20 protein-coding genes and 1 pseudogene are annotated in these 25153 nt (G+C 73.8%); 7 read left to right on the top strand and 14 right to left on the bottom strand.

What is annotated here, in order from left to right:
- From E1165_RS02830 to E1165_RS02815, 4 genes and pseudogenes are all read right to left on the bottom strand, one after another.
- Positions 1–285: pseudogene (locus E1165_RS02830) on the bottom strand (glycosyltransferase family 1 protein); the annotation flags it as partial.
- A 25-nt stretch (positions 286–310) separates the two neighbouring features.
- Complete coding sequence (locus E1165_RS02825) at positions 311–1912, bottom strand: HAD-IIIA family hydrolase (protein WP_371687294.1); 1602 nt, start codon at positions 1910–1912, stop codon at positions 311–313.
- A complete protein-coding gene (locus E1165_RS02820) occupies positions 1912–2928 on the bottom strand; it encodes a glycosyltransferase family 2 protein (protein ID WP_132387351.1) in 1017 nt (338 codons plus the stop codon). The genes E1165_RS02825 and E1165_RS02820 overlap by 1 nt, the downstream gene beginning before the upstream one ends.
- The gene (locus E1165_RS02815; protein ID WP_132387349.1) at positions 2925–4595 is read right to left on the bottom strand and encodes a carbamoyltransferase C-terminal domain-containing protein; all 1671 of its coding nucleotides are present in this window, start codon (positions 4593–4595) and stop codon (positions 2925–2927) included. The genes E1165_RS02820 and E1165_RS02815 overlap by 4 nt, the downstream gene beginning before the upstream one ends.
- Before the next feature lie 257 nt (positions 4596–4852).
- On the opposite strand from E1165_RS02815, the gene E1165_RS02810 reads away from it, so the two are divergent.
- Positions 4853–6982 carry a type IIA DNA topoisomerase subunit B gene (locus tag E1165_RS02810; RefSeq protein WP_371687293.1) on the top strand — a complete coding sequence of 710 codons (2130 nt, stop codon included), beginning with the start codon at positions 4853–4855 and terminating at the stop codon, positions 6980–6982.
- 29 nt (positions 6983–7011) lie between these two features.
- On the top strand, positions 7012–9501 hold the full coding sequence (locus tag E1165_RS02805; protein WP_132387345.1) for a DNA topoisomerase (ATP-hydrolyzing) subunit A: 2490 nt from the start codon (positions 7012–7014) through the stop codon (positions 9499–9501).
- Between the two features lie 89 nt (positions 9502–9590).
- On the opposite strand, the gene E1165_RS02800 is transcribed toward E1165_RS02805, so the two are convergent.
- From E1165_RS02800 to pseB, 8 genes are all read right to left on the bottom strand, one after another.
- Positions 9591–10928 carry a uracil-xanthine permease family protein gene (locus E1165_RS02800; protein WP_132387343.1) on the bottom strand — a complete coding sequence of 446 codons (1338 nt, stop codon included), beginning with the start codon at positions 10926–10928 and terminating at the stop codon, positions 9591–9593.
- A gap of 158 nt (positions 10929–11086) precedes the next feature.
- Positions 11087–11716, bottom strand: coding sequence for an alpha-ketoglutarate-dependent dioxygenase AlkB (locus tag E1165_RS02795; protein ID WP_132387341.1), 630 nt, complete (start codon positions 11714–11716; stop codon positions 11087–11089).
- 12 nt (positions 11717–11728) lie between these two features.
- A complete protein-coding gene (locus E1165_RS02790) occupies positions 11729–12781 on the bottom strand; it encodes a PseG/SpsG family protein (protein ID WP_132387339.1) in 1053 nt (350 codons plus the stop codon).
- A complete protein-coding gene (locus E1165_RS02785; RefSeq protein WP_256370634.1) occupies positions 12778–13500 on the bottom strand; it encodes a cytidylyltransferase domain-containing protein in 723 nt (240 codons plus the stop codon). Before E1165_RS02785 ends, E1165_RS02790 begins: the two co-directional genes overlap by 4 nt.
- Positions 13501–13601: 101 nt before the next feature.
- A complete protein-coding gene (locus tag E1165_RS02780) occupies positions 13602–15371 on the bottom strand; it encodes a class I SAM-dependent methyltransferase (protein ID WP_132387371.1) in 1770 nt (589 codons plus the stop codon).
- A 34-nt stretch (positions 15372–15405) separates the two neighbouring features.
- The gene (locus E1165_RS02775; RefSeq protein WP_132387337.1) at positions 15406–16248 is read right to left on the bottom strand and encodes a hypothetical protein; all 843 of its coding nucleotides are present in this window, start codon (positions 16246–16248) and stop codon (positions 15406–15408) included.
- 10 nt (positions 16249–16258) lie between these two features.
- Positions 16259–17416 carry a DegT/DnrJ/EryC1/StrS aminotransferase family protein gene (locus E1165_RS02770; RefSeq protein ID WP_132387335.1) on the bottom strand — a complete coding sequence of 386 codons (1158 nt, stop codon included), beginning with the start codon at positions 17414–17416 and terminating at the stop codon, positions 16259–16261.
- Complete coding sequence (pseB, locus tag E1165_RS02765) at positions 17413–18396, bottom strand: UDP-N-acetylglucosamine 4,6-dehydratase (inverting) (RefSeq protein WP_132387333.1); 984 nt, start codon at positions 18394–18396, stop codon at positions 17413–17415. Before pseB ends, E1165_RS02770 begins: the two co-directional genes overlap by 4 nt.
- A gap of 365 nt (positions 18397–18761) precedes the next feature.
- Here pseB and E1165_RS30465 point away from each other — a divergent pair, with 365 nt between their 5' ends.
- A complete protein-coding gene (locus E1165_RS30465) occupies positions 18762–20606 on the top strand; it encodes a hypothetical protein (protein ID WP_132387331.1) in 1845 nt (614 codons plus the stop codon).
- Positions 20607–20677: 71 nt separating this feature from the next.
- On the opposite strand, the gene E1165_RS02755 is transcribed toward E1165_RS30465, so the two are convergent.
- Complete coding sequence (locus E1165_RS02755) at positions 20678–21187, bottom strand: GNAT family N-acetyltransferase (protein ID WP_132387329.1); 510 nt, start codon at positions 21185–21187, stop codon at positions 20678–20680.
- Positions 21188–21277: 90 nt separating this feature from the next.
- Here E1165_RS02755 and E1165_RS02750 point away from each other — a divergent pair, with 90 nt between their 5' ends.
- Genes E1165_RS02750 through E1165_RS02735 form a run of 4 tightly spaced genes read left to right on the top strand, consistent with a single transcriptional unit; the run spans position 21278 to position 23930 of the window.
- Positions 21278–21529 carry an acyl carrier protein gene (locus E1165_RS02750; RefSeq protein ID WP_165945123.1) on the top strand — a complete coding sequence of 84 codons (252 nt, stop codon included), beginning with the start codon at positions 21278–21280 and terminating at the stop codon, positions 21527–21529.
- Positions 21526–22758 (top strand): AMP-binding protein, encoded by a 1233-nt coding sequence (locus E1165_RS02745; RefSeq protein ID WP_132387327.1) that lies wholly within the window; start codon positions 21526–21528, stop codon positions 22756–22758. The genes E1165_RS02750 and E1165_RS02745 overlap by 4 nt, the downstream gene beginning before the upstream one ends.
- Positions 22751–23497 carry an SDR family NAD(P)-dependent oxidoreductase gene (locus E1165_RS02740; RefSeq protein WP_132387326.1) on the top strand — a complete coding sequence of 249 codons (747 nt, stop codon included), beginning with the start codon at positions 22751–22753 and terminating at the stop codon, positions 23495–23497. The genes E1165_RS02745 and E1165_RS02740 overlap by 8 nt, the downstream gene beginning before the upstream one ends.
- Complete coding sequence (locus E1165_RS02735; RefSeq protein WP_243704561.1) at positions 23481–23930, top strand: hypothetical protein; 450 nt, start codon at positions 23481–23483, stop codon at positions 23928–23930. Before E1165_RS02740 ends, E1165_RS02735 begins: the two co-directional genes overlap by 17 nt.
- 86 nt (positions 23931–24016) lie before the next feature.
- Here the strand turns inward: E1165_RS02735 and pseI are convergent, their stop codons facing one another.
- Entirely contained in the window at positions 24017–25069 is a 1053-nt protein-coding gene (pseI, locus tag E1165_RS02730) for a pseudaminic acid synthase (protein WP_132387324.1), read from the bottom strand.
- Positions 25070–25153 lie beyond the last annotated feature (84 nt).

Below are 25153 nucleotides of genomic sequence, written 5' to 3'. Positions count from 1 at the left end.
GTTGTGTTCGACGTAGATGGCGGGTAGGTCGCGGCCGGGGCGGCGGGCGAGCCATTGTTCGGCGAGGTGGAGTTCTTCGGGGCGTTGTAGTAGGACGACGTCGATGTGTTCGTGGCGTAGTTGTTCGGGGGTGGTTTCGATGGCGTTGTCGGGCCAGGGGTAGGTGCGGGCTCGGCCGAGTCCGTAGGGGCCGCGGTCGGGGGTCACGGGGATGAGGTAGCGGTGTTTGCCGTGGACGAACGACGTGGTCCAGGAGCCGTGCACATGCCACACCAGGACGTTCATGGCCCTCCTTCAACTGTCGGATGTCTCAGCGGGTGAGCAGGCCGACCGCGTCGACCACCTCGGCCGGGTCGATCCCGGCCGTGAGGCAGGGGTGGCCGGGAACGGGGCAGCGGGTGGCGCGGGTGTCCCGGCAGGCGGCGGTGGCGTCACCGAGGCGGACCGTGGGCACCCGGTAGGGCCCCCACTGTCCGTAGGGGACGGTGGGAGCGAAGAGGCTGACGACGGGGGTGCCGACAGCGGCGGCGAGGTGCGCGGGACCGGTGTTGCCGACCACCACGCAGCGCGCCCCGGCGATGGTCCCGGCCAGCCCGGCGAAGTCGGTCCGACCACCGAGATCGGTGCCGCCGGCCGCGGCCACCCGCGCGGTCAGCGCCCTCTCGTCCGGTCCGCCGGTGACCACCACCCGGTGACCGGCGGCGGCGAGCGCGGCGACGATCTCCGCGCAGCGCTGCGGCGGGCAGGCCCGGGCCGGGACCGACGCGCCCGGATGCACCACCACGTACGGCTCGCCGGGCTCGCCGGCGGGCGGCACGTCGACCCGCAGCCCCGGGTCGTCGTCGGCCGGCAGTGCGAAGCCGGCGGCGGCGGCGAGGGAGAGGGCGCGTTCGGGTTCGGGTACGCCGGTGGGGACGGTGTGTCGGATGTCGAGGAGGCTGCCGGGGTAGTCGTCGCTGATGGCGCTGATGCGGGGGACGCCGGCGAGGCGTAGCAGCAGGGCCAGGGGGAGAGCGGACTGGTGGAAGCTGGTGAAGATGACGGCTTCGTCGGCGCCGACGGCGGCCAGTCGGGTGGTGAGGGTGTCGATGGTGGCGGGGTCGACGGGGGTGGGGTCGCCGTCGATCCAGGGCAGGGGCCACTCGATGAGTTCGTCGACGCCGGGCAGGAGAGCGGCGGCGTCGCGTCCGCGTGGCCCGTGCAGCAGCACGACACGCTCGGCGCAGGCGGCGACGGCGCGGATCGCGGGACCGGTGACCAGGACGTCTCCGGCGGAGTCGCTGCGGGCCACCAGCACCGTCCCCGCCCGGCGGGGCGTGGCCGGCACGACCGCCGCCTGCCGGCGCAGGATCTCCTCGACCGCCGCCGGCAGGTCACGGGCCACGTACGGGGCGGCGGCCACCTCCTGCGCCCGGGTCACCGGGGTGGGCACGAGCACCCCACTGGCGCCGGCGGCCAGAGCGGCGCCCATGTCCCGGCCGATGTCACCGACCAGCACGCACCGCCGCGCGGTGGTACCCAGCGCGGCCGCGGCCCGCTCGACCAGCCCCGGCGCCGGTTTACGACACCGGCACCCGTCGCTGTCGTCGTGCGGACAGACCTGCCAACAGTCGAACGGCCCCAGCAACTGCTCCACCCGGGCGTTGACCGCCCGCAACTGCGCCGCCGTGAACAACCCCCGAGCCAACCCCGACTGGTTCGTCACCACCGCCAGCCGCAACCCCGCCGCCCGCAACCGGTCCAACGCCTCCCGCGCCCCCGGCACCACACGCACCTTGTCCGGATCACCGTTGAACGGCACATCCTCGATCAACGTCCCATCCCGATCCAACAACACCGCGTCGAAGAGACCGGGTGTGACCACGCCCCCGTTCATGGCCAAGCAGTTGCCCGAGGCGGCAGGGGTAAACATCATCGTTGTGCCCCGGCGGAGCCACCGTCCGTGACGGACCGGCCGTGCCACCAGCCGCGCACCCAGTGGGTCACCGCCAGCGGGGGGATCAGGACGCTGGTCACCAGCATGGTGGTCAGCTCCGCACGGGCACGTGGCCCCGGCGCGATCCGGGCCGCCGCGAACTCGGCGGTGCCGACCACCCACCCGAACGCGCCCGCGGCGGCGACCACGCCCAGGCCGCGACGGGCCGTGCCGGGTGGCAGCCCCACCCGCGCCGTACCCGCCGCGAGGGCCAGCGTGCCGGCCGCGGTGACCGCGACGTGCCGGGACCGCCGTCCCGGCGGCAGCCTGAGGGTGGTCCGCCAGTCCGGGCCGTACAGGCGGCGCAGCAGCGCGTCGTCGGCGTTGCCGCGTTGGGCGCGCAGGCTGACCCAGCGGTCCTCCGGGCGTACCGGATGGGTGACCTCGCGTCGGCCGCGCACCAGCTCCCAGCCGGCCAGCCGCACCCGGTGGGCCAGCTCGGCGTCCTCCCGGTAGGCACGGGGGAACCGTTCGTCGAAGCCGCCGGCGTCCTCCAACGCCGCACGCCGGTACGCCATGTCGGCGGTGATCCACTCGCCGTCGGCCAGGCCGGCGGTGGTGCGCTCCCAGTCGGTCGGCCGGCGGCCGGCCGGCAACGGCACCCGCACCACGCCCTGCACCCCGCCCACCCGGTCGTCGACCGTGAGGTCGTCGAGCAGACGCCGGGCCCAGTCCGGGGCGGGAACCACGTCGTCGTCGAGGAAGACCACCCACGGCTGGCGGGCCGCCCGCCAGCCGACGTTGCGCGCCGCCGCCGGGCCCGCGCCGGACCCGGTCACCACCTTCGCGTACGCCGACAGCGTTGTCGGCGCTGTCAGTTCGTCGGTGGTGTCCCGTCGGTCGTCGACCAGCAGGACCTCCACGTCGGGCAGCTCGCCGAGCTGCGGGGCGAGGGCGTCGAGGAGCGTGGTGAGGCTGGGCCGGCCGAGGGTCGGCACGACGATGCTGATCACCGGCCACCCTCCGGCGTCCTGCCGACGCCGAGCGCGCCGCGGTGGACCGCGAACGGGCCGAGGGCGAGCAGCTGCACCGGCGCGGAACCGAACAGCTCCAGTGCCTCGCGCGGAGTGTCCACCATGGGCCGCCCGGCGGTGTTGAGCGAGGTGTTCACCACCACCGGCAGGCCGGTGAGCCGTTCGAACTCGGTCAGCATCTCGGTGACGAGCGGCTCGGTGTCGGCGTGCACGGTCTGCACCCGCGCGGTGCCGTCGACGTGGGTGACCGCGGGGATGCGGTTCCGCCAGTGTGGCTTCACCCGGTGCACGAAGAGCATGTAGCGGCTCGGGAAGACGCCCTCGAAGATCTCGGCGAAGCGGTCCGCCCGGACCATCGGCGCGATCGGGCGGAACTGCTCACGGCCCTTCACGTCGTTCATCCGCCGGGTGGTGTCCTTGTCCCCGGGGTGGGCCAGCAACGAACGGTGCCCCAGGGCACGCGGGCCGTACTCGCTGCGCCCCTGGTACCAGGCGACGATGCCGTTGTCGGCGAGCACCCGTGCCGCCTCCGCCGCGATCGAGTCGGGCCGGTGGTACGGCAGCGCCGCCCGGCGCAGCTCCGCCTCCAACTCCTCGTCCGAGCAGCCGCGACCCAGATCCACCCCGGCCATCGGGGTCGACCGGTCACCCAGGTCACCGGCCACGTGCAGGGCCGCGCCCAGCGCGGTGCCCGAGTCGCCGGCGGCCGGCTGCACCCAGACGTTCCGGTACGGTCCCTCGGCCGCGACCCGCGCGTTGGCGACGCAGTTCAACGCCACCCCACCCGCCATGGCCAGGGTCGACGCACCGCCGGAGGCGTCGTACAACCAGCGGGACAACTCGAGGACGACCTCCTCCAACCGGCGCTGGACGCTGGCGGCCAGGTCGGCGTGCTGCTCGGTCAGCTCGCCGCCGGCGGGCACCGCCTTGGCCAGGCTGTTCCAGTCGATCCGGTCGACCCGGAAGCCACCCTCCCCGGTGTCCGTCACCAGCTCGCGCAGCAGGCCCAGGTGCTTCGGCTCGCCGTACGAGGCCAGCGCCATGACCTTGTACTCGTCGCTGGAGTGCGTGAACCCGAGGTGCCGGGTGAGGTCCTCGTAGAGCAGGCCGAGGGAGTGCGGCAGCCGCTGGGAGTGCAGCCGGGTCAGCACGCCGTCGCGGTAGACGCCGGCCAGGTGGCTGGCGGCCTCGCCGCGACCGTCGAGCACCAGCACGGCGGTGTCGTCGCCGGCCGGCGGGGCGGCCAGCCCGGCCGAGGCGGCGTGCGCGACGTGGTGCGGCACGAACCGCACCTTCTCCGGGTCGAGGCCGGGCAGGGCGGCGGCGAGGAACTGCGGTGCGCGCCGGGCGTAGTCGATCCGCAGCCAGTCCCAGGGGTCACTGAGCCCCAGGTCGTCGGCGTCCCGGCAGAGGCCGGGGTCGAACGAGTAGGCCACCGCGTCGAGGCTGTCGACGTCGATGCCGGCGCTGGTCAGGCACCAGGCCGCGGAGAGCTCGGGCAGCTCCCACGCGGAGAAGGGCACGGGCCGCTTGCCGTGCTTGCGGCGGCTGAACCGCTCCTCTTCGGCGGCGGCCACCACCTGCCCGTCGACCACCAGGGCGGCGGCCGGATCGTGGAAGATCGCATTGATTCCGAGGACCCGCATGTCCGGTCCCTACCCCCGTGGTCCGCCGCTAACCTATAGATCATCGACTTCTCCGGCGGGGTGACCCTTCGTGGTGGAGACTCGTCGCGCCGGCCCGGGCCCCGGCGGCAGATCCGGGCAGCGGCCCGGCGGACCGACCGTCCCTGCGGGGAAGATGGCACCGGATCGGCGCGTTGTGGCCAGGGTGGCGCAGGGCCGCCCGCCGCGCGGTGTCGCGTGGGGCTGCGCCGTCGTGTCGGGCCGTGCGGCTACGCTCGCTGCGGCGCGCCGCGCCTCGACATCGAAACGGTGAGCGGCATCACACCGCCGAGACCGGGGAGTACGACCAGTTGACCGCACAGCCTGACACCCTCTACGGGGCCGACGACCTCACGCATCTGGAGGGCCTGGACGCCGTCCGCAAGCGTCCCGGCATGTACATCGGCTCCACGGACAGCCGTGGCGTGGGTCACCTCGTCAACGAGATCCTCGACAACTCCACCGACGAGGGTGTCGCCGGTCACGCCACGAAGATTGAGGTGACCCTGCACGCCGACGGTTCGGTGCAGGTCGACGACGACGGTCGCGGCATCCCGACCGACGTGCACGCCAAGTCCGGCATCTCCGGCGTCGAGTTGGTGCTCACCCGGCTGCACGCGGGCGGCAAGTTCGGCGGCGCGGGCTACAAGACCTCCGGTGGCCTGCACGGTGTCGGCGCGTCGGCGGTCAACGCGCTGTCCCGACGTTTCGACGTCACCGTCCGGCGCGGCGGCAAAGTCCACGCGATGTCGTTCCGGCACGGCGTGCCGGGCGTCTTCGACGGCGACGGTCCGGACGCCCCCTTCACTCCCGGCCCCGGCCTCCAGGTGGTGGGGGCGATGAAGCGCGGCCAGCGCACCGGCACCTCGATCCGCTACTGGCACGACGCCCGCTACTTCGAGACCGGCGCGAGGCTCGACGTCGACGCGGTGCGCACGAAACTGCGCAACACCGCCTTCCTGGTCCCGGGGGTGGACTACCGGCTGCGCGACGAGACCGCCGAGCAGCCCACCGAGGAGGCATTCCACTTCCCCAACGGCCTCACCGACATGGTGGAGTTCCTCGCCCCGGCCGGCGACCGCCCGGTCTCCGGCACCCTCGTGGTCACCGGTGAGGGGTCGTACCGGGAGAACGCCGCGGACGCCAACGGCGTCATGCAGTCCAACGTGCCGCGCCGCGCCGAGATCGAGATCGCGTTCCGCTGGGGCACCGGTTACGAGCGCACCGTCGAGTGCTTCACCAACACCATCCGTAACGCCCACGGCGGCACCCACCGCAAGGGCTTCGAGCGGGCCCTGGCGCGGACCCTCGCCGACGCGATCCGCAACGCCCGGGGCCTGCTGAAGGCCAAGGAGGAGCCGCCCACCCTGGACGACGTCCTGGAGGGGATGACGGCGGTGGTGCACGTGCGCATCCCCGAGCCGCAGTTCACCTCGCAGACCAAGGACGAGCTCTCCACCGCCGGCATCACCAAGGTGCTCCAGTCCGTCGTCGAGCAGCACCTCAGGAGTTGGCTGGACGACCGCCGGACCAGGGCCGAGGCGCGCACCGTTCTCCAGAAGATCGTCGACGCGGCGCGGGTGCGGCTGACCCAGAAGCAGCAGAAGGACGCCGCCCGGCGCAAGACCGCCCTGGAGGGGGCGGCCATGCCCGCGAAGCTGGTCGACTGCCGTTCGGCCGGGATCGAACGCAGTGAGCTGTTCATCGTGGAAGGGGACAGCGCCCTGGGTACGGGGCGACTCGCCCGATCTGCTGAGTACCAGGCCCTTCTTCCGATCCGCGGCAAGATCCTCAACGTGCAGAAGGCGAACCTCCAGCAGGTGCTGGACAACGTCGAGTGCGCCGCGATCGTGCAGGTGCTCGGGGCCGGGTCGGGGCGTACCTTCGACCTGTCGGCGCTGCGGTACGGCCGCGTACTGATCATGGCGGACGCCGACGTGGACGGCGCGCACATCCGTACCCTGCTGATCACGCTCTTCGCCCGGTACATGCGTCCGCTGATCGAGGCCGGCCGGCTCTACGCCGCGATGCCGCCCCTGCACAAGATCACCACCAGGGGGCGCAACCCGCAGACCGTCTACACCTACACCCAGGCCGAGATGGAGGCGACGGTCCGCAAGCTGGAGAAGGCCGGCAAGCAGATCGTCACCCCCATCCCGCGCTTCAAGGGCCTCGGTGAGATGGACGCCGACGAGCTGTGGGAGACCACGATGAACCCGGCCACCCGGGCGGTCCGCCGGATCACCCTCGACGACGTCGACGCCGCCGAGCGGATCCTCGAACTGCTGATGGGCGAGAAGGTCGAGCCGCGCCGCAACTGGCTGATCGACTCCTCCGACCGGGTTGACCGCGAGGCGATCGACGCATGAGCACCCTCGTCACGGGAGAGAGCTGAACGATGGCACGCCGCAAGGACGACCGCGCCAAGGTGGACCTGTCCGCCTTCGACCAGGCCGGCGCGCGGGTGTTCGACAACCCGCTGGTCACCGAGGTCTCCGACTCCTACCTGGAGTACGCCTTCTCGGTCATCCACTCCCGCGCCCTGCCCGACGCCCGGGACGGACTCAAGCCGGTCCACCGACGCATCCTGTACTCGATGCACGAGAACGGTTTCCGGCCCGATCGCGCGCACGTGAAGTCGGCTCGCGTCGTCGGTGACGTGATGGGGCGCTACCACCCGCACGGTGACACCGCCATCTATGACGCCATGGTCCGGATGGCGCAGGACTTCTCGCTCAACGTCCCCCTCATCGACGGGCACGGCAACTTCGGCTCCCCGGACGACGGTCCGGCAGCCGCGCGCTACACGGAGGCCCGGCTGGCCGGCGAGGCGATGCTGCTCGTCGGCGAGTTGGGTGAGGACACGGTCGACGTCGAGCCCAACTACGACGGCTCGCTGACCCAGCCCACCGTGCTGCCGGCGGCCTTCCCGAACCTGCTGGTCAACGGGGCGTCGGGGATCGCGGTCGGGATGGCGACCAACATGATCCCGCACAACCTGGGCGAGGTCGTCTCCGCCGCCCGTTGGCTGATCAACCATCCGGACGCCACCCTCGACAGGCTGATGGAGTTCGTGCCCGGTCCCGACCTGCCGACCGGCGGCCTGCTGCTCGGCCTGGACGAGGTGCGCCGGGCGTACGAGACCGGGCGCGGCGTGGTGCGGATGCGCGGCCGGGCGGAGATCGGCCCCCTGGAGGGCAGCCGGGGCCGGCAGGCGATCACCGTGGTCGAGCTGCCGTACGGTGTCGGCGCGGAGAAGGTCATCGCCGCGATCACCAACGAGGTCACCAAGACCAAGCGGCTGACCGGCATCGCCGACGTCAAGGACCTCACCGACCGGGAGAGCGGCACCCGCCTGGTCATCGAGTGCAAGGTCGGGGTCAACCCGCAGGCGCTGCTGGCCGATCTCTACCGGCTCACCCCGCTGGAGCAGTCCTTCGGCGTCAACAACCTGGTGCTGGTCGACGGCCAGCCGCGCACCCTGGGGCTGAAGCCGCTGCTGGAGGTCTTCCTGGCCCACCGGTACGACGTGGTGACCCGGCGCAGCGCGTACCGGCGCCGCAAGCGTCAGGAGCGACTGCACCTGGTCGACGGTCTGCTGATCGCCCTGCTCGACATCGACAGGGTGGTCAAGCTGATCCGGGCCAGCGAGGACGCGCAGGCCGCCAAGGACGGCCTGATGCAGAGGTTCAAGCTCTCCGAGATCCAGGCCACCTACATCCTGGACACCCCGCTGCGCCGGCTGACCAGGTACGACCGCATCGAGCTGGAGGCCGAGCAGGAGAGGCTGCGCGGGGAGATCGCCGAGCTGTCGAAGATCCTCGACGACGACAAGGTGCTCAAGAAGGTCGTCTCCGACGAGTTGGCGGCGGTGGTGAAGCAGTTCGCCGCCCCGCGCCGCACCACCCTGGTCGACGGGGACCTCAAGGAGGTGCTGGCCGCGTCCGCGCCGGCTGGCCCGCTGGAGGTCGCCGACGATCCCTGCCAGGTGATCCTGTCGGCGACCGGGCTGGTCGCCCGGACCGCGGCCGAGTCGGAGGAGGCCTCCGAGGGGCGCCGGCGCAACGGCCGGGTCAAGCACGACGCGGTACGCGCGGTCGTGCACACCACGGCCCGGGGGCGGGTGCTGCTGGTGACCAGCGCCGGTCGAGCCTTCAAGATCGATGTGCTGCCGTTGCCGGTGCTGCCCGAGCAGGCCGGCACCGTGTCCCTGCGGGGCGGGATGTCCGCCGCGGAACTGGCACCGCTGGAGCCGGGGGAGACGGTGGTCGGCCTGGCTCCGCTCGGCCCGAGCGCGCAGGGCTCGCCGGGGCTGGCGCTGGGCACCCGGCAGGGCGTGGTCAAGGTGTGCGCCCCGGAGTGGCCGGTCCGTTCGGACGAGTTCGAGGTGATCGGGCTGCGCGAGGGCGACGAGGTGGTGGGGGCTACCTGGCTGACCGACGGGCAGGAGGCGCTGACCTTCGTCACCAGCGAGGCATCGCTGCTGCGGTTCGCCGCTACGCTGGTCCGCCCGCAGGGCCCCAAGGGCGGCGGCATGGCGGGTGTCAACCTGCCGGCCGGGGCCCGGGTGGTCTTCTTCGGCGCGGTCCGCACCGACGACCCGGTGCACGGGGAACCGATGGTGGTGACCTCCACCGGGGCGACGGTCAAGGTGACGCCGTTCGAGGCGTACCCGGCGAAGGGGCGGGCCACCGGCGGCGTGCGGGCGCAGCGGTTCCTCAAGGGTGAGACGGACCTGGTGGTGGCCTGGGTCGGGCCGCGACCGGTCGGCGCGACGGCGACCGGCGATCCGGTGGAGTTGCCCCCGGCGGATCCGCGCCGCGACGGCAGCGGCTTCGCGGTGATGCTCGGCCCCACGGTCGTCGGCCACCTCATCGAACGCGACTGACTCTCGACGACGGAGGGCCCGGGATCGTCCGCTCCCGGGCCCTCCACCGTCTGCGTGTCCCTCGTGGTCAGGGACCGGGCGGGTCGGGGTCAGAGTTCGGGTTCGGGGCCGCGACGGGTTTCCGAGGTGGTGCCGCGGAGGCGGGCCACCGTGCGCATGCCGTGGTAGATGACCAGGGCGGCGGCGGTGCCGAGGGCGATGCCGTTGAAGGAGAGGTCGCCGGCGGTGAGGGTGTAGTTGGCCGCGCCGACGATCACCGCGACGGCGGCGGTCATCAGGTTGACCGGGTCGTGGAAGTCCACCCGGGCCTCGATCCAGATCCGCGCGCCGAGGATGGCGATCAGGCCGTACAGCGCGGTGGTCGCGCCGCCGAGCACCCCCGCCGGCACGGTGAGGATCAGCGCGCCGAACTTCGGGCTGAGCCCGAGCAGCACCGCCGCCACCCCGGCCACCCAGTACGCGGCGGTCGAGTAGACCCGGGTGGCCGCCATCACGCCGATGTTCTCCGCGTACGTGGTGGTGCCGGAGCCGCCACCCGAGCCGGCGAGCACGGTGGCCAGGCCGTCGCCCAGGAACGCCCGGCCCATGTCCTTGTCCAGGTTGCGCCCGGTCATGGCGGCGACCGCCTTGACGTGCCCGGCGTTCTCCGCGACCAGCACCAGGATCACCGGGATGACCAGCACCACCGCGCGCAGGCTGAAACTCGGCGCGTGGAACTCGGGCAGCCCGACCCAGGCCGCGTCGCGCAGCCCGTCGACCGCCTTCGGGTCGAGGCCGCCGAGGACGGCGGCGAGCACCCAGCCGACCACCACGCCGAGCAGGATGGACAGTCGGGCCAGGAAACCCCGGAACGCGACCGTGGCGAGCAGGATCGCGGCCAGGGTGACCAGGGCGATCAACGGCTGGGCCCGCACCCCGGTGCCGCTGCCTCCACCGTCCCAGGCCACCGGGGCGAGATTGAGCCCGATGAGCGCGACGATCGCGCCGGTGACCACCGGTGGCATCAGCGCGTCGATCCAGCGCGCCCCGGCGAGCTGCACCACCAGGCCGACCAGGGCGAGCGCCACGCCGGCCACGACGATCCCGCCGAGGGCCGGGCCGATGTCACCGCCGGCCTTCGCCGCCAGCACCGGCGCGATGAAGGCGAACGACGAGCCGAGGTACGACGGCAGCCGGTTGCCCGTGACGACCAGGAACAGCAGGGTGCCGATGCCGGAGAAGAAGAGCGTGGTGGCCGGCGGGAACCCGGTGATCAGCGGGACGGTGAACGTGGCGCCGAACATCGCGACCACGTGCTGCACGCCGACGCCGACCGTTCGTGGCCAGGAGAGCCGCTCGCCGGGGTGCACCACGTCGCCCGGGATGACCGAGCGGCCGTCGCCGTGCACCGTCCACGGCGACCAGCGGGAGGAGGGGGACTGCGTCATGGCACGCCCTTCGCGTCAGGTGACGGGGGCATGATCGACCCTGAGGGTCGTTTCTAGCACGCGTCCCGGCCCAGCCCCTACCTGCCCCACGCCGTTGACCAAGAGGTTTGCGTCATGGCGGGAGCCGGATCCGGGCGCGAACCTCTCGATCAACCCGGTCAGGCGACGCCGGTGGGGCGGAACTGGACGCTCACCCGGGGGCCGACCGGGCGGGTGGTCTTCGGCACGGTGTGCTCCCAGGTGCGCTGGCAGGAGCCGCCCATCACCACCAGGTCGCCGTGGCCGAGCGGGAACCGCACGCTGTCGCCGCCACCGCGCGGGCGCAGCAGCAGCGGGCGGGGCGAGCCGAACGACACGATGGCGACCATGGTGTCGGTGTGCGCGCCCCGGCCCAGCGTGTCGCCGTGCCAGGCGACGCTGTCCCGCCCGTCGCGGTAGAGGCACATGCCAGCGGTCACGAACGGCTCGCCCAGCTCGGGCGCGTAGTGCGCGGTGAGCGTCGCCCGCGCCTCGGTGAGCACCGGGTGCGGCAGCGGCCGGCCCGGGCCGTACCAGCAGAGCAGGCGGGGCACGTCGACCTCGCTGTCGTACATGGTGCGGCGCTCGGCCCGCCAGGGGACTTCGGACAGCAGCGTGTCGAGCACCGCGTCGGAGCCGCGCACCCAGGCGGGCAGGTGGTCCACCCAGGCGCCCCGGGTGAGCACGTGCCGGCGCACCGCTCCCGGCAACGGGCCGAGGGACGGCCCGGCGTCGTCGAGGTCGAGCATCGACGGCTGGTAGGCGGACATGCCGCCACCCTATCAGCGGTTTAGTACAGGAGTACGAGACAGTACCGCGTCGGCGACCCGGGCCCGGCCCCGCCCGTCGACGGCGGCCCAGGCCCGCGCGGAGAGCACGGCCCGCCGCCGGGGCAGGGTGAGCAGCCCCCGCAGAACCCGGGAGGCCGTCGCCCGGGCCGCCCGCCCGGCCATCCCCGGCGCGGCCAGCTCCGGCAGCTCGCCCAGCCCGGCGACAAGCCCGTGTGCCACCACCCGGCGGTACGACTCGCGCTGGTTGTCCACCACGCAGACCAGCGCGGACGGCGCACCGAGGCAGCACAGCTCCCAGGTCGAGGTGCCGGCGGCGCTGACCACCAGGTCGGCCGCCCGGATCAGCGCGGGTAGCCCGTCGGTCGGCGCAATGAGCCGTAGGGTCTGCCCCCGGCCTGGGCTGAGTTCCGCCAGTTCGGCCACGATCTGCGGCCGGGCCGCCACCACGGTCAGCTCCAGCGGGTGCCCGGTGCCGAGCAGCACCCGGGTCAGCACCGGGGCCGCGCCCACCGCGTCGGTGCCGCCGAAGAAGGCGAGCACCCGGGGTCGTCCCACCGGCGTGGCGACGCGGGGCGCCGGCGGCCGGGCGGCGATCACGGAGTCACGCAGCAGCGCGTACCGGGTGCCGGCCAGCAACCGCCCCCCGCCGCCCGGCGCGTCGGCGCCGAAGTTCTGGTCCAGGTAGAGGTCGGCGTCCTGTCCCCGGGTGTCCCCGTCGACGATCGCCAGGGTGACCACGCCGGCGGCCCGCAGCGCCCCCGCGCCGGCCGGGTCCAGCTCGTACGAGTCGAGCACCATCGCGTCGAGCCGGTGCTCCCGGGCCGCCGCGACCAGTCCCGCCGGGGTGTCCGGGCCGGGGTGCTGGGGGATGCCCCGCGCGGTGAGCTGTGCCGCCGCCCAGTCGACCCCCTCGACCGTGCCGAACAGCGAGACGGCGGCTCCCCGGGCCAGGAACTCCTCGCCGAGGGCCAGGCAGCGGACCAAGTGTCCGACGCCGCGTCGCGGCCCGGCGTCGCACCGCAGTCCGATCCGGGGTGTGCTCAGGACTCCTCCAGTCGCTTCTGCCGTACGTCGGCGTTGAGGGCGCGCAGGGCCGGCTGCCCGTGCAGCCAGTCGGCGAGCTTGGCCAGCGGGACACTGACGTCGCCGAAGTGGTCGGTCACCGCACGCACCAACGTCCAGTCCTGTTCGGTGTCGAGGGTGAGCCGCAGCCCGGAGCGGTCCGGCGCGAGGGTCACCCCGAGGACCCGGAACAGCTCCGGATGGGTGTACGCGTACGAGGTCACGTGGACCCGGTGGTGGTCGGTGGCGATCCGGTCCAGGGTACGCAGCGCGTCCGCGCGGATGATCTCCACGTCCAGCCCGCGGGGCAACGTACGGGCGATCGACGTGCTGGCGTAGTCCAACCCGGGTACCGCCCGGTACACCGATGCCACCAGCGCCACGATCTCCGGATCGAGCAGCGGACAGTCCGCCGTGAACCGCATGACCGCGTCACCGGGGTGATCGTCCAGGGCCCCGACGAACCGGGCCAGCACGTCGTCGACCGGCCCCCGGTGCCAGGGCACGCCCAGCCGGCGGCACTCGGCCACCACCGCGTCGTCGGCCGGGTCGGTGCTGGTCGCCACGACCAGGTCGGCCAGCACGCCGCTGTCCCGGGCGGCCCGCACCACCCGGCCGAGGACGCTGCGCCCGGCCAGCGGACGCAACACCTTGCCGGGCAGCCGGGACGAGCCCATCCGGGCCTGCACGATCCCCACGATCCGGGCGGGGTTCCCCGCGCCCGGGGTGTCCCGGCCGGCCGGGGCGCCGCCGCCCGGCGCACCGGCGGCGACCGCTGCCACGGCCTCCGGGAAGCTCTCGGTCACTGCTGCTCCTGTTCGGGCCGGCGCTGGTTGAGCGCGGCGGTGGCCCGGCGCTTGGCGGCGCGCGCGCCCCGCTTGGCCAGCCGGGCCGGGGTGATCGCCAACCGGCCCACCCGGTAGCTCAGCGAACCGCTGAGCAGGTTGATGGTCGCGTCGGCGCGGCGCAGCGCCCGTTCCCGGGAGGTCAGCAGTTCCTCGGTCCACTTCAGCAGCGCGGAGAGTCGGGTCATCTCCTCCCGCTGGCGCAGCCACGCCTCGCGTAGCTGCTGGTAGCTGTGCGGCCCGGCCGGCGGATCGGTCGGGGAGACCGCGCGCAGCTCGTCGGCGAGGCGTACCCGCCCCTCGGCGTCGAGGCCGCGCAGCGCGGCGGTTATCGCGGCCTCCGCCTCGACGGCGGCGGCCACGGTCGCCCGGGACAGGTCGCGCCCGGCGACGCCGCCGAGCACCACGGTGAGCCCGGCCACGTCCAGGGTGGACGTCCACGGGTGGGCGTACCCGCCGGTCAGCAGCACGGCCGCGAAGCGCCACAGGGACCGGGCCAGCGCCACGTCCAGCTCCAGCGGCGCGGTGGCCCGCCAGCTCGGGTCGAGGACGGCGAACTCGTCGCCGTCCACCACCACGTTGTCCGTCCCGGCCAGCGCGGTGGCCCCGGCCAGCCGGCCATCGGCCTCGGCCTGGGTGCCGAGCCAGGTGGCGTACCCGCGCAGCAGGTGGCGCAGGGTGTGCAGGTCGCGGCGCAGGCAGGCGTCGAGCAGCAGGGTACGCAGCAGCCGACCCTCGGGCACCGGCCCGTGCAGGGCGGCCACGTCCCGGTGGGCCACCTCCCGGGAGGCGAAGGGCGCGGCTTCGGATCGGGGCGTCCCGCCGCTCGCCCACCACCGCCAGCCGCCCGCCCCGGCGTGCACCTCGACCACCCCGACGCCCGGCGGCCCGGTCTGCACCAGCGCCACCGGCAGGTCCGTCCTCCCACCGGGGTCGGCGGCCGTGCCGGTGGCCGGGCGATGGGCGAGCAACAGCCAGCTCGGGGCGAGCGTCGAACCGAGCCCGGCGTGCAGCGCGTCGACGGCCAACCGGGCCGGGTCCTGGAGCACCGTCGCTTCCCGGTCGCCCGCGCAGGCCCCGTGCAGCATCGCGTCGAACAGTCCCGAGGTGGTCCGCCGGTCCAGCTCGTCGGCGTCGACCAGCACCGTCGGGGCGTCCGGGTCGGGGTACGCGGCGAAGCCCGCCCCCGGCCGCAGGCCGGCGCCCGCCAGCCGGGCCCGGGCCTGCGCCTGGTTGGCGGGCCGCCCGGCGTCCAGCACGCCACCGACGGACCAGGCCCGGTCGGAGCGGTCGGCGTACCAGGGGGAGGCGGCGACCAGACGGTGCACGCCCAGCGGGTTGTCCACCCGCAGCAGCAGCGTGCCGCCCGGGGCCACCGCCGCGACCAGTCGGGCCAGCACGCCGTCCCAGCCCAGCCGGTCTCCCTCCACCGACTCCACGGCGTCGAGTCCGGCGGCGGCGACCACCATGTCCCACTGCTCGTCGGCGGGCAGGCCGGCGGGTCCGCCGACCACCACCCGGGCGCCCCGGTCGGCCAGCACCACCCCGTCCGGGTGACTGCGTAGCAGGCAGGTCACCGCGGCGTGGGCCAGCCGGGCCACCAACGCCGGGTCGTGCGGCCCGACGAGCAGCACCCGGGCACCGGCGGGCACCAGCCGGGCCAGCAGCGCCGCCAGCGGGCCGCCCTCGGCCAACCGGCGTTCCGGCAGGTCCGACCAGGCCAGCATCTCCCCGCCCGGCAGGGCGACCCGGGGTGGGGTCTCAGTCGTCAACGTCGTCCTCCTGGAGGTTCGCCCACCCGAGCAGCTCACGCAGCTCGGCCGGCGTACAGCGGTGGTCGGTGCCCAGTTCGGCGCGGGCGATCTCGACGGCGGTGGCCTGGTCGACCGACTCGCCGTGCAGTTCCGGCCACTGCCGGCGGATGCGCGCGGTGCCACCGAAGGTGGGGTCCTCGTCGGACAGAATCATCGGGTCACCGTAGACGGCGGGCTCGCAGCCGGCGGCGATGCCGTAGAAGATCGCGCTGGTGAGCCGGTTGGAGGCGACCCGCCGGTGCCGGCGCAGCTCGGTGAGCTGCTTGTCGAGGAAGAACGGGTCGGTGTCTTTCCACCAGTGACCCCGGTAGCCGTGGCAGATCACCCGGAAGCCGGCGTTCTCGTAGAGCCGGCGCACCCGGCGCATGCCGTACTCGTGCCAGTAGAGGCAGACCGTCACCGGCCCCGGCTCGGTGGCCCGGATCCGGGCGATGAGCTCCTTGTGGTCGCCCTTGACGTGCTGGCCCTCCCAGCCGTGGAACGGGTACCAGATGGTGCCCTCCCGCCGCGGCTCCGGCGGGTCGTCGCGGCGCAGGTCCAGCAGGTACGCGAAGGGCGCGCCGATGGTGACGACGTTGCGCCGCCCCACCGACCAGGCCCGCCGGCGGGTCTGCTCCGACCAGAGCAGGCTCGGGGTGCGGTCGGCGTACGGGTGGCCGGGGGCGAGCCCGTCGCCGATGTTCCAGCCGTGCTGGACGTACCCGTTGATCCGGGGCGGGTGCCCCTCGCCGAGTCCGCAGTAGCGCGCCAGCACGTGGGCGTGCCCGTAGAAGTGGTTCGCGTGGTGCATCGGTACCCCGTCAGGCGGCGGGACGCACGGGTACGCCGCGCAGGGCGGCGCGGAACGCGTCGATCACGCGGTCCTGGTCGGCGTCGGTGAGGGTCGGGAAGAGCGGCAGGGACAGTTGCTCCTGGTAGAACGACTCGGCCACCGGGCAGGATCCGCGCCGGTAGCCCAGCTCGGCGAAGGCCGGGTGCCAGTGCGCCGGAATGTAGTTGACCTGCACCCCGATGCCGGCGGCGCGCATCCGGTCGTACACCTCGCGGCGGCGGCCGTCGAGCACGCGCACCGGGTAGAGGTGCCAGGCCGGAGCGGCCCAGGAGCGGCGGCCGGGGATCAGCACCCCGTCGAGGTCCGCGAGGGCCTCGTCGTACCGGGCGACCAGCCGGGCCCGGGCGGCGAGGAAGTCGCCGAGCCGGCGGAGCTGGCTGCGGCCCAGCGCGCAGAGCACGTCGGGCAGCCGGTAGTTCAGGCCGAACTCGTGCACCTCCTGGTGCCAGCCTCCCTCGTCGGGCCAGCGCAGCTCGTCGCGTTCGCGGACCAGCCCGATGTTGCGGAAACGGCGGGCCCGCTTCAGCAGCTCCGGGTCGCCCGCGGCGACCGCGCCGCCCTCGGCGGTGGTGAGGTTCTTGGTGGGGAAGAACGAGAAGGTGGTCAGGTCGGCCAGTGAGCCGACCGGCCGGCCCCGGTAGGTGGCGCCGATGGAGTGCGCGGCGTCGGCGAGCAGCAGCGCGTCGCTGCCGGCCAGCGCGGCGCGCAGGGCGTCGTAGTCGGCCGGGTGGCCGGCGTAGTCGACCGCGGCCACCACCTTCGTGCGGGGGGTGGTGGCCGCCTCGGCCGCCGCCGGGTCGAGAGTGAAGGTCTCCTCCTCGACGTCGGCGAAGACCACCGTCGCGCCGAGGGCCACCGCGCTGCTGGCGGTCGCCACGAACGTCATCGGGGGGACGACCACCTCGTCGCCGGGACCGACGCCGGCCGCCGCGTACGCGACGTGCAGGGCGGCGGTGCCGTTGGACACCGCCGCGCAACCGGTCCCGCCGGTCCACCGGGACAGGTCGGTCTCGAACGCCTCAACCTGCGGGCCGGTGGTGAGCCAGTCGCTGCGCAGCGCGGCGACCACGGCGGCGACGTCGTCGTCGGTGACCGACTGCCGGCCGTACGGGAGCATCGTCATCACGCAGTGATGCCGAGCATGTCGCGCAGCTGCGCCACGGTCAGCCACTCGTCGTTGGTGTCCGACTGGTACGCGAACCCGTCCGGCACCGGCTCGCAGCCGACCGGCGGCTGGTAACCCCAGGTGGCGATGGTGGGCTGGACGATGAACCGGTCCTTGGCCCGCAGCGTCCGGCGGCTGTCGTCCGGGGCGATCATCTCCTCGTGCAGCTTCTCGCCGGGGCGGATGCCGATCTCGTGCGTGGTCGCGTCCGGGGCCACCGCCTCGACCAGATCGAGGATCCGCATGCTGGGGATGCGCGGCACGAACAGCTCGCCGCCCTGCATCTGGTCGAAGCTGTCCATGACGAACTGGACGGCCTGGTCCAGGGTGATCCAGAACCGGGTCATCCGCTTGTCGGTGATCGGCAGGCTCCTGCCCTCGGCGGCGAGCCGGCGGAACAGCGGGACCACCGAGCCGCGGCTGCCCACCACGTTGCCGTAGCGCACCACCGAGAAGCGGGTGGGGTGCTGGGCGGCGTAGTGGTTGGCGGAGACGAACAGCTTGTCGCCGACCAGCTTGGTGGCGCCGTACAGGTTGATCGGGCTGGACGCCTTGTCGGTGGAGAGCGCGATGACCTTCTTCACCCCGGCCTCGATCGCCGCGTCCACCACGTGCTGCGAGCCGGTGATGTTGGTGGCGATGAACTCCGACGGGTTGTACTCGGCCGTGTCGACCTGCTTGAGCGCGGCGGCGTGCACCACGTGGTCCACGCCGTGCATCGCGCGGGTGAGCCGGTGCCGGTCCCGGATGTCGCCGATGAACCAGCGCAGCCTCGGGTCGTCGCCCAACTGCTGGCGCAGCTCGTACTGCTTCAGCTCGTCGCGGGAGAACACCACCACCCGGGCCGGGTCGGCCTCGGCGAGGAGATGCCGGAGGAAGGTCTTCCCGAAGGAACCGGTGCCGCCGGTGACCAGGATGGAGGATCCCGTCAGCTCACTCAATGTGGTGCTCCCATGATCGCAGGTTCGCCTGCCGGGCGGCCGGGGCCACGCGACCGGACGGACGCTAGCCATGGCGGGTTAACACATCGACGCGCTCCGGTGAACCACCCGCGCTGCTCCCGTGAATGCCGGGCAGCGGGCAGGCGAACACTTCCACCGTCCGCGCGGAACGGCCGACCGGCCGGGACCGGTCCGACTACAGTGGCCCGCGCGCCGCCGCCCGCCCCGGGCCGTTCCTGTTCGGGGCCGGCACCGGTTGTCCCGTACCCCTGCCCACCTGCGGTCGCCTCGGCCGGTGGCCCGTCCGCGCGCCGCGCCCGTCGGGCCCTGGTCCGCCCGGCGGTCGCTGTCGGGTGCCTCGTCGGGTGGACGGGTACCCGGTGCTCCGCGGGCTGGTGGCCGTCGGACCGACGGGCGGGGGCGCGGTGAGCCAGGTGGCGGACGGGGTGACCAGTGGACGGGGTGAGCGGGAGATGGCGATGACGTCCGGCACCGAGGTGCGGCAACCGGCCGTCGGCCCGGCGCGGGCACCGGCGCCGCCGCGGCGCACGTGGCTGGTGCCGGCGCTGCTGGCGGTGGGCTGGTTGGCCGGGGTCGGTTGGCGGATGTGGCTGGCCCGGCACGTCCCGCTGCCGATCGCGCACACCGACGAGGACAGCTACCTCAACACCGCGCGGGCGCTCGCCGGCGGACCGGGCGGCTTCAGCAGTGAGAACGGTCCGCTGCGCCGAGTCGGCTACCCCATGCTCATCTCCCCGGCGTTCCTCGGCGACCGGGAGTTCACCGACAGCTACCGCCTGGTGCACCTGATCAACGCGATGGTGAACAGTCTCGCCCTGCCACTGGCGTACCTGCTCGGCCGCCGGCTGTTCGCGCTGCGCCGGTCGTCCGCCCTGGCCGCCGCCGCCGTCGCGGCGACCCTGCCGGCGACGGCCTTCTACGCCCAGGTGGCGATGATCGACGCGGTGCTGGCGCCGCTGGTGCTGGCCTGGCTGCTCGCCGTGCACCGCTGGATGTCCCGGCCCGCGCCGGTGGCCGCCGCGACCGTCGGGACACTGGTGGGCGCGTTCCACCTGCTGCACTCGCGGGGTCTGGTGATCGTCGCGGTGCACGCCGGGCTGGTCCTGCTGCTGCTCGCCCGCCGCCGGGTGACACCCGCCCAGGTCCTCGCCGCGGTGCTGCCGGTGCTGGCCCTCGCCCTGGTCAACGAGGCCGGCATCCGGCTGCTCGGGGACCGGGTGTACCTGCTCGGTAACCCGCCCGGCGGCGGCACCCTCCGGGCCGTGGCGTCCGGGCCGGGGCTGCTCCGCCTCGGGGCGGCCGTCGCCACCCAGCTCTGGTACCTGGTGGTGATCACCTTCGGGCTGGCCGGGATCGCCTGGGCCGCCGCGGTGCGCGAGCTGTTCCGGCCGACGTGGGACGCGGCCGTCCGCTGGACGCTCGGCGTCGCCCTGGTGACGAGCGTCGGTGTGGCCGGTGGCGCGTCGGTGATCCTCGCCGGCATCACGTCGAAGCCACTGGACGCCATCTACGGCCGGTACGTGCAGATGGTCGCCCCGTTCTGGCTGCTGGTCGGGGTGGCGGTGCTGCTCGCCGTGGCCGGACGGGTGGCGCTGCGCCACACCGCCGTCGCGGTGGCGTTGCTGATCGGCGGGGCGGCGCTGATCGCGGCCCGGCTCGCGTACGTGGCCAGCCGGGGCCACGCGCTGCGCTACGGCGGTTTCGGCGCGCCGGACCTGATGGCGTTGACCGGCGGCTGGCGGGAGTTCCGGCCGTTCACCGGCGCGGCGGTGGGCGTCGTCGGCTGCCTGTTGCTGGTGGCCGCGGTCCGTCGGCCCCGGCTGCGCACCGGCGTGCTCGCCGCGCTGGTGGTGGTGAACGTCGGCACCATGGCGGTGATCACCGACCGGTTGGTGCGGCCGATGGTGGCCGCCACCGCCCCCACCCCGCGCCTGGTCGAGCTGGGGTTGCGTCCCGGCGAGCGGGTGTACGCCTCCGTCGGCGTGCACTACATCGTGCGGTTCAACCTCAGCCACCAGGTGACCTGGACGGATGTGCGGTGGTTCCGGGACCGCCCGCCGGCCGCCGCCGACGTGGTCCTCACCCGCTGGGCGCCCGGCGAGCCGGACGACTGGGACGGGGCCCGGTACGGCTTCGTCCGGCTCGGCGGCAACCCCCGGCAGCACTGGGCCGCCTGGCGACGCGGCTGAACCGACGCGGCCGGCGCGGGAATGAACGCCTGATGTCGGGCCGGTTAATGCCGGGCGGACAATTGTCGAGATCAGCGGCGGCGGCGATTCTCCCGTGCCAGGGAAATCGGGATGACCTCGATTTCCCGCCCGTCGTGCACCTGCCGTCGCGGGGTCCCCTCGACGAACCGGAACCGTCGGTTCATCTGGCGTACGACGGTGTTGTGCGCCAGCACCTCCCCGTCGAGCCGGTCCAGCGCCAGCGCGTCGAACGCGTGGTCCACCGCCTCGCGCATCACCTCCAGCCAGGCGGGCAGTGTCTCGCCCCGCTCGGCCAGACCGTCGGCGTCCAGGTAGAACCCCCAGGCCCCGGTACGTGGGTCGGTCAGGCGCAGGTCGAAGAAGGTCACCACGCCGCAGGGCAGCCCGTCGCGCTCGTACACGAGCACCCGCCGGGTGGGGTCGACGCGCGCCCGGGACCACCACGCCGCGTGTTCGGCGGCGGAGATCACGTGACTGGTCTTGCTGACCTGCCGGTTGGCTTCCTGATTACGCCAGGACAACATCAGGTGAACGTCGTCCCCGGTCGCGTCGCGCAGCACTGGCGGCCCCTTTCCGTGCGATTCCGTGTCCGGCCGGAAACCCTACCCGGGAAATGCCGTCGGCATTTTCCGGGCGCTACACTCCGCCGCATGAACGAACTGAGCCGCGCACACATCCGCGACCTCATGTCGCAGGTGCTGGCGAACCAGGGCCGGACGTTGCCGGACGACGACGCCGCCGACCTGCGGGAAATCGGCTTCCGGTCGCTGGACTTCTCGGAACTGGCCCTGCGGGTCGAGGACGCCACGGGGGAGGAACTCAACTTCGACGCTCCCGGCCTGCGCCGCATCGCCACCGTCGGGGACGTCCTCGACTTCCTCGAGACCCTCCAACGCCAGTGACCACCGGCACCCGCGCCGGCCTGGACAACCGGATCGTCGTCGGTGGCCACGTGTCGACCTGGCGCGAACTGCCCGAGCCGGTGCTGCCGTCGCCGGCCGCCGTCCTCACCGCCCGCCCGGCCGACGCCCTGGCCGCCGCCCGGCACCACGCCGGGCACGGCACCGAGCTGCTGCTCGCCTCCGCCGGGCGGGTGGACCAGGCGATGCGCGACGAGCTGCGGGAGGCCGGTTTCACCGTGATCGGTCCGGAGCCCGACGGCGGGCACGCCGCGCCCCCGGTCCGGGCGCGTCCCGCCGAACCGGGTCGGCTCTGGCTGCTCACCTCGGGCTCCACGGGGCGGCCCAAACGGGTCGGGCACACCCTGGAGTCGTTGACCACCGTCCGCGGTGTCCAGCCGGCCCGCACCTGGCTCTGCCCGTACGCCCCCGGCACGTACGCCTGGTGGCAGGTGGTGACCCTGTCGCTGACCCAGCCGGACCAGCACCTGGTGGTGGTGGACGCCGACGAGCTCGACGAGTGGCCGGCGCTCGCCGCCGCGCACCGGGTGGACGCCGCCTCCGGCACCCCGACGTTCTGGCGGCGCACCCTGCACCGGGACGGGGCGGCGCTGGCCCGGGTGCCGCTGCGGCAGCTCACCCTCGGCGGCGAACCGGTCGACCAGGCCGTGCTGGACCAGCTGCGGGAGCTCTTCCCGGCAGCCCGGATCTCCTGGATCTACGCCTCCTCGGAGGTCGGGGCCTCCATCGTGGTCCACGACGGCCGGGCCGGCTTCCCGGTCGAGTGGCTGGACCGCCGGATGCCCGGCCGGCCGACCCTCTCGGTCGACGGCGAGGAACTGGTGATCACCTCCCCGCACCACGGCGCCGGGCTCGACGGCCCGGTGCGCACCGGTGACCGGGTGCAGGTCGTCGACGGCCGGGTGCTGATCACCGGCCGGCTGGACTCCGACGAGATCAACGTGGGTGGGAGCAAGGTCTCCGCCGGCCTGGTCCGGGGCGTGCTCGCCGCGCACCCGCGGCTGGCCTGGGCGCGGGTCACCGGCCGCCGGGCGCCGCTGCTCGGCCGGATGGTGGTCGCCGAGGTGGTCCCGACCACGTCGGACGACGCGCCGGACGAGGCCGAGCTGGTCCGTTGGTGCGCCGACCGGCTACCCGACCACGCGGTACCCCGCCGGATCCGCCTGCTGCCCGAGATCCCCGTGAAGGAGACGTTGAAGAGCGATGTCTGACACCCCGCTGGTCCCACCCAGTTCCGTGGTCCTGGTCTCCGGCGGTTCCCGCGGACTGGGGCTGGCCATCGTCACCGACCTGCTCGACGCCGGGGTGAAGGTGGCCGCGTTCGCCCGTACCGTCACCCCCGAACTGGCGAAGCTGGCCGAGGCGTACCCCGACCGGGTGCACGTCGGCGCGGTCGACGTCACCGACCTGCCCGCCGCTCAGGCCTTCCTACGGGCGGCGGAGGAGCGGCTCGGCCCGGTGGACGGGCTGGTCAACAACGCCGCCGTCGGCCAGGACTCGATGCACACGCACACCTCCACCGCAGACATCGCCCGGATCGTCGAGACGAACCTGACCGCGCCGCTGCACCTCACCCGCCTGGTGGTCCGGCGGATGCTCGGCGGTGGCCGCCGCGGGCGGATCGTCAACGTCACCTCGATCTGCGCGCAGCGCGGCTTCCCCGGCCTGGTGGCGTACTCGGCCACCAAGGGCGGCATGGACGCGGCGACCCGCTCGCTGGCCCGGGAGCTGGGCGGCCGGATGTTGGTCAACGCGGTCGCGCCGGGTTTCTTCGCCTCGGAGATGTCCGCCGTGCTGGGCAGCACCCAGCTCGACCAGATCGTCCGCCGTACCCCGACCGGGCACCTCACCGAGCCGGACGAGGTCGTGCCGGTGGTACGGATGCTGCTGCGCGAACACACCAACATCAACGGTCAGGTGATCGTGGTGGACGGTGCGGCCTCCGTCTGAGACGCCGGCCGGGGTGGGTTGCCGGCCGGCCCCGCCCGGCCCGGCCGGCACCCGTCCGGTGCCGGCGCTGCTGGCCGCCGCCGAACGGCACCTGCGGGTCGGCACGCCGGCCGAGCTGGCGTACGCGGTGACCCGCAGTCACCTCGACGACGGGCGCTGCGTCGGCTGGTACGGCCCGCCGGCACCGGGTTGGCGGGTGGCGGTGGACGCCGAACGGGCCGACGCCGAGGTGCCGCCCGCGTTGGCCCGACGGTTCGGGCACACCGACTTCTGGGCCCGCTGGACCCGGGCGGAGAGCCTGTGCAAGCTGGCGGAGGTGCCGGTGGCCGCCTGGTGGCGGCGGCACGGGCTGGCGGTACCCCCGCAGACGCCGGCGGTGTGGCGGACCCTGCGCGTGGCCGACCTGGTCGTCACGGTGGCCTTCGCTCCCTGACCTGCCCGCCTGCCACCCCACGACGGCCGTCGCGGGGGCGGCGAAGCGGCGGGCCGCCGTCCCGGTGATCCGGGACGGCGGCGGCGTCAGATCAGGTCCCAGCTCAGCGGGGTGCCCCGGGGAACGTCGACGGCGAAGGCGCGGCCGAGCACGGTGCCGATCGTCGCCGGGGGCAGCCCGCCGGCCGGCCGGATCGAGCGGACGTTCCGCTCGGTCACCGGGTCGCCGGCGCGGACGTCCTCGACGACCCAGAGGGACCGGCGGAAGCGCAACCCCTCCCGCTCGGCCGGAGTCGGGCCGACCATCGTCCCGCCCAGCGCCGCGTACGCCCGCTCCGACTCGACGACCAGCGCGGCCAGCTCGGCCGGGTTGAGCGAGAAGTCGGAGTCCACTCCACCGTCGGACCGGTCCAGCGTCACGTGCTTCTCGATGAAGCAGGCACCCAGCGCCACCGAGGCGACCGGCACCCCGATGCCGGGGGTGTGGTCGGACAGGCCCACCGGCACCCCGAACAGGTCGGCGAGTACCGGGATGCGACGCAGGTTGCTGTCGCCCGGCGGCGCCGGGTAGGAGGCGGTGCAGGCCAGCAGGACGATGCCGCCCGCGCCCGCCTCCCGTGCGGTACGCACCGCGGCGTCGATCTCGGCGACCGTGGCCATCCCGGTGGAGATCACCATTGGCTTGCCGGTGCCGGCCACCAGCCGGATCAGCGGCAGGTCGACCAGCTCCGACGAGGCGATCTTGTACGCCGGCGCGTCCAGTTCCTCCAGCAGCTCCACCGCGGTCGGGTCGAAGGGTGAGGAGAAGACGGTCAGCCCCCGCTCCCGGGCCCGGGCGAAGATCGGCGCGTGCCACTCGTACGGGGTGTGGGCCTTCTCGTAGAGCCGGTACAGGTTCTCGCCGCCCCACAGCTCGTGGCCGCCCGAGATCCGGAAGGCGGGGGAGTCGACGTCGATGGTGATCGTGTCGGGCCGGTAGGTCTGCAACTTCAGCGCGTGCGCGCCGCTGGCCGCGACGGCGTCCACGATGGCCAGGGCCCGGTCCAGGTCCCCGTTGTGGTTGCCGGACATCTCGGCGACCACGAACGGACGTTCACCGGCCCCCACCAGGTGTGGTCCGATCTTCACTGTCACCGTCATGCCCGACCCCTGTTCACTGTGCGTCCGCGCCGATGCGCGGTCCTTGCCTCGTCGTCGTCCACGGACGACCGGAACATCTTCCGC

The organism is Micromonospora sp. KC723, assembly GCF_004348595.1.
GTDB lineage: Bacteria > Actinomycetota > Actinomycetes > Mycobacteriales > Micromonosporaceae > Micromonospora.
This window is presented reverse-complemented; position numbering and strand designations above follow the sequence as displayed.

What these genes read in the sequence shown, in the direction of transcription:
- pseI (WP_132387324.1), bottom strand. Translation starts at nt 25,069, where the DNA reads ATGACGGTGACAGTGAAGATCGGACCACACCTGGTGGGGGCCGGTGAA.
- E1165_RS02775 (WP_132387337.1), bottom strand. Translation starts at nt 16,248, where the DNA reads ATGCACCACGCGAACCACTTCTACGGGCACGCCCACGTGCTGGCGCGC.
- E1165_RS02805 (WP_132387345.1), top strand. Translation starts at nt 7,012, where the DNA reads ATGGCACGCCGCAAGGACGACCGCGCCAAGGTGGACCTGTCCGCCTTC.
- E1165_RS02815 (WP_132387349.1), bottom strand. Translation starts at nt 4,595, where the DNA reads ATGCGGGTCCTCGGAATCAATGCGATCTTCCACGATCCGGCCGCCGCC.
- E1165_RS02780 (WP_132387371.1), bottom strand. Translation starts at nt 15,371, where the DNA reads ATGCTGGCCTGGTCGGACCTGCCGGAACGCCGGTTGGCCGAGGGCGGC.
- E1165_RS02750 (WP_165945123.1), top strand. Translation starts at nt 21,278, where the DNA reads ATGAACGAACTGAGCCGCGCACACATCCGCGACCTCATGTCGCAGGTG.
- E1165_RS02825 (WP_371687294.1), bottom strand. Translation starts at nt 1,912, where the DNA reads ATGTTTACCCCTGCCGCCTCGGGCAACTGCTTGGCCATGAACGGGGGC.
- E1165_RS02800 (WP_132387343.1), bottom strand. Translation starts at nt 10,928, where the DNA reads ATGACGCAGTCCCCCTCCTCCCGCTGGTCGCCGTGGACGGTGCACGGC.
- E1165_RS02740 (WP_132387326.1), top strand. Translation starts at nt 22,751, where the DNA reads ATGTCTGACACCCCGCTGGTCCCACCCAGTTCCGTGGTCCTGGTCTCC.
- E1165_RS02795 (WP_132387341.1), bottom strand. Translation starts at nt 11,716, where the DNA reads ATGTCCGCCTACCAGCCGTCGATGCTCGACCTCGACGACGCCGGGCCG.